This is a genomic window from Leptolyngbya sp. FACHB-36 (genome assembly GCF_014695955.1).
In the GTDB taxonomy this organism is placed as follows: domain Bacteria; phylum Cyanobacteriota; class Cyanobacteriia; order Leptolyngbyales; family Leptolyngbyaceae; genus FACHB-36.
This window is the reverse complement of the sequence record NZ_JACJPG010000440.1, coordinates 1-4,255: the sequence shown is the minus strand read 5'-3', so window position 1 is coordinate 4,255 and position 4,255 is coordinate 1. Positions and strand designations below refer to the sequence as shown.

Genomic DNA, 4,255 nt, shown 5'->3' with positions numbered 1-4,255 from the left:
TCAACCGTGAATCGAGCCAGTGCTGCAACGGTGCCTCGTGCAGCGACACCCACCGATCAAACTCAGCGATCGTCCTCGCGGCGATCGATTGATTTTGTCCGCCTCTGGTCGAACCTGCTGTCGCTGCTGGTGCTAGCAATTGGGGCGTCTGTGGCTTGGCGTGTTCTTAGCCCCACCAGCTTTGCTCAGTTTTGGGATCAACTGCCGCTGCCGCAGCAGGAACGATCGCGCTAAAGCCTGGAGTCGGTGTTGATGGCGTAGAACTGATTAAACTAAAACTACGGTTTGTCAATCAACTTAGAGTATTTTACAATAAGGCTGTGTTGCACCTTGCAGCGGCAACTAGTCAAGTTGCCCCTAGTCAAGGTCAAGCTGACTCAGTTAAGATTGGCTAATTTTATTAACATTCCACCATGGCATCTCTACAGTCCGTTGAGCCGTCGTTCTTGTATTTTGCCTATGGCTCCTGCATGTGCCCGGTCGATCTGAAGCGTACGCTGGGTGAGAACATGTATCCGTGTGTGATTGGACCTGCAACTCTCAGCGGCTACCGCTTGGGGTTCTATCGACGATCGCTGCGGCGCAACTGCGGTGCGCTGGATGTAGTAAGCGATCCAACTTCGACGGTAGAAGGCGTGCTGTATCGGCTACCGTGGCGGCTGAGCGATCGGCTCGATGAGCGAGAAGAGGTTCCCCGTGGTGGTTATCGCCACGAGACCGTGGAGGTCTACTGTCAGCAGCGGCTTTACACCGACGTGCGGACCTACGTGGTTGTGGATAAGCTGGCGGAGGAACTGGCTCCCAACGATTGGTATTTCAGCGTGGTGATGCGGGGTGCCGTTACCTGTGGGTTGCCAGAGCCGTACTGCTGGCAATTATTCGATCACATGCACCAGCTTCAGCGGCAGCACTGGCAGCAGCCGCTGCGATCGGCATAAGCTGACTTCATAACTTGCAGCGAAAACTTTCCTGATTCCTGCTTCTACGTTAGGAAACGTTTGTAACAGCCCTTGTTTGAGGCGATCGTTGCATCAGTCCCATGATCGAGCCACCTTCACCTGAGATTAAACCGTTCCAGCGTCTTCAGGTAACGGATGGCTTGCTAATGACGGCAGAACGCTGGCAGCGAGCGCACGAGTACCACCGCCAGCGCCAAAACTTTCACTATCAAGCGCTGAATCAGCCTGGCATTGTTTCTGGGCTGGGCGTGCATCTGATTGCTGCGCCAGCAGACGTGCCCAAGAAATATCAGGATGGGCGCTGGGTGCAGATTCAGCCTGGGCTAGCGATCGACTGCTTTGGTAATCCGATCGTCGTTGCCCAGCCAGTCAATGTTCGGATCACCAGCAAGCCGCTTTCGTCGCCGCTGACGGTGTACCTGGTTCTGCGGTACGTCGATTCAGACACGCTGAACTACCCCGACCTGCGAGATTTTGTCGAAGAAATCTTTCGCATTGACGAGAAAAACAGTCCTCCCAATGACTCCGAGGTAGAAGTCTGTCGCCTGCGGCTTCAGCCCGATGCGGTGCAGCTAGAGTACGCCCAGGATGGATTTGCGCCAGACCTGAACCAGCTCGATTTTCGCTACCGGATGCCCGTACAGGCGCGTTTGCACGCGATCGTCCGTCTTGCTCAAGTGACACACGCAGATCCCATCAGTAAGCAACGGTTTGAGCAGCTAGAGTCGCTGATGAGCGCGATCGCGCCGCTTTACCCCAGCTTTCGAGGCAGCCCGGTTGCTCAGATTCCATTTCCTACTTCTCCAACCATTCCGTACGACCTGCTTTACCTGACGGGCACCCAATCCTTGACCCTGCAAAAGCCGGAGCGGACCGCGCTTCAGAGCTACCTGGAGGCAGGAGGTGTGCTGCTGGTAGACGTGCCGCCCGGAGGGGCCGCTCTTGCTAAAAGCGTCATGTCCCTGGCGCAGCAGATGGGGACGCCGCTGGAGTATCTCAATCGCCTGTCACCCCATCATCCGCTGCGAACCCAGCCGTTCCTGTTTGCGGCACTGCCTCGGATTAGCGATCAGCCGATTCAGGTCTTGACTGCTGGTGGAATTGTATTGACGATCGGCGACCTTGCAGCGGCTTGGGGACTAGACGATGCCCTATCGCTGCCCAGAGAAACGCTCCGCGCTGCTCACGAATTCGGTATCAACCTTTTGCATTTTGCCTGGAAACGCCGCAGTTGGGCGCAGCTACGGGGTCCCGCGCTGCCTGCTCGATCGCTGCCGACTCCTGCTGCCGCCCCACCTAAGCCACCTAGCCGAGGAAAAACGATTCTCGATCAGCTACTAGACTCCTAGCGCCGCTGCAACTGATACCAGTTTGATGCGGAGCAAGGCAGAAAACGAGTGAAGGGGTAAAGGATAGCGCCTTCTACCGCCACTTCTTACTCTCTGACGCCCAATGACCCACGATCCATTGCTTTTCTTCGATGACTTTCCAGAGCCTGCGCCCTTCAGGGGAATGGCGATCGCAGACATTCTTGATCTGCCCGACGACCTACAGCCCCTAGCGGCGTGGCTGGTGCGGCAGAGCGAAGTGAATTGGGCACAGGCTGTGGAGTACTTGGAGGGCGACGAAGTAGAGGCGCAGGCGCAGCTAGCGTTTTTAGTGCAGCGGGGATTTGTGCAGGAGCTGCGGGATGACCTCAATCGCCGCTTCCGCACCCGTCTCGATCGCCGTCGCAGTTCCGAAGCACCAGAGAGCATTGGTCAGCCGTTCGCACCCGAGCACGTGCCAGAAGTAACCTGTACGCTGGCAGGGGAGCAGTCTGTAGTGGTAGGAGAGTCGGTGGATGTGCGTGTGACTGTGAGCAATCCGGGTAGCCAGAGCGCCGTGGTGAATGTGTACCTGGATGAAACGTCGCAGCCTGTAGTGCAGTGGTGCCCAATGCCTCAGGATCGCTTAGTCCTGGGACCACGGCAGAGCGGCGAGGTGGTGTTTCAGGTGCAGGTTCCCCCACAGGCGCTTCCTAGCGTGTACGACTATTGCCTTGTCGTAGAGACTCCGAACCATTCGGAGGACTTGCCGAGGCGCTATCGTCAGCGGCTTCATGTGTTGCCCATGCAGTCGATCGCCCGTCTCCAAGACCCCACCTTTGCGATTCAGCCTGCTACCCGTGCCGATCACCCCGCTGTGCTGCAACCAGGGCAAATTCTGGAAATGGTCGTGCTGGTGCAGAACGCCTCCGATCACGTCGATCGCTTCCGACTGACCTGCCCAGATTTTTCCCCTGAGTGGGTGACAGTACGTTACCCACAGGAGTTGGACCTTGCCGATTTGATTCAAGAGACAGACGGCGTCTCGATCAATCCTGGTGCAAACGCCCAGATTATGCTCCTGATCCATCCCCCGCTGGAAGCAACGGCTGGCGACTACTCGTCTACCCTGCGGCTGCACTCTGCCAATCAGCCGGACGTCATGCTGCTGGACGTGGTGCATTTGCAACTTCAGCCGATATACGCCCTGCATCTGGAGCTGCGTACCATTCGAGGCACGGTGAGGCAAGGCGCAGGGCAGTTCAGCCTGCGGTTGCTCAACGATGGCAATACCGATCGTGAACTCCGCATGCGGACAAGCAGCAACGAGTGGTTTAGGTACCGCTTGGAGCCGTCTTCCTGGATGCTGCCGCCCAAAACTGCCGCAACTGCTGAGCTAACGGTTCAGCCGCGCAAGGGATGGCGGCGTCCCCTCCTGGGTGCGGGGCGGCTAATTCCATTCGAGATTGAGATCGAAGATGTGCAGCAGCGACCGCTAGAGAGCGATCGCCTCCGGGGAGCGTTTGTCTGGGAGCCGCGTCCGGGCTGGCAGGTTTTGCTGCTGGTGCTGGCAGCAGTCGGAACCGTGGGCACGCTGGCGGCGGTACTCTGGCTGGCGTTCTTTAAGCCGATCGCTCTACCCAAAATTGCTGAATTTGCCTCTGAAAGCACGACCTACGACGCGGCTACGGGTGAAACAATTCGCTTGAGGTGGCAAGTCGGCAACCCAGAGCAACTGGAAGCGCTGCGCCTCTCCAGTCTCTCCCCGCAAGGAACCGCCATTGGCAATCCGACCCTTTACGACTTTCGCCAAGGCATTCCGGCTGAGTTGCAGCCCTTCTGCACGCTTCAGCAAGTGCTGACCTGCAAGGGCGTGGAAACCAACGTTGGGGCAGCGGGCAACTACGTGTTTGAGCTAGCCGCAATTTCTAAACAGAGCGCTGACCCAGCGGAAATTCAGAAGACTCCGACGATCGCCATTCTGCCACC

General features: G+C 57.6%; 3 protein-coding genes and 1 pseudogene. All 4 read left to right on the top strand.

Going from position 1 to position 4,255, the window contains the following annotated elements; genetic code table 11:
• Positions 1 to 234: hypothetical protein (locus H6F43_RS12515; protein ID WP_190343085.1), on the top strand; the 234-nt coding region annotated here is incomplete at its 5' end.
• 179 nt (positions 235 to 413) lie between these two features.
• A complete protein-coding gene (locus tag H6F43_RS12510; RefSeq protein ID WP_190343084.1) occupies positions 414 to 938 on the top strand; it encodes a gamma-glutamylcyclotransferase in 525 nt (174 codons plus the stop codon).
• Between the two features lie 101 nt (positions 939 to 1,039).
• Positions 1,040 to 2,308, top strand: coding sequence for a DUF4159 domain-containing protein (locus tag H6F43_RS12505; RefSeq protein ID WP_190343083.1), 1,269 nt, complete (start codon positions 1,040 to 1,042; stop codon positions 2,306 to 2,308).
• Positions 2,309 to 2,411: 103 nt separating this feature from the next.
• Positions 2,412 to 4,255 (top strand): annotated as a pseudogene (locus H6F43_RS12500) (hypothetical protein); the annotation flags it as partial.

Bases quoted from the DNA above. Each gene is read 5' to 3' on its own strand.
- H6F43_RS12510 (WP_190343084.1), top strand. From the start codon at position 414: ATGGCATCTCTACAGTCCGTTGAGCCGTCGTTCTTGTATTTTGCCTAT.
- H6F43_RS12505 (WP_190343083.1), top strand. From the start codon at position 1,040: ATGATCGAGCCACCTTCACCTGAGATTAAACCGTTCCAGCGTCTTCAG.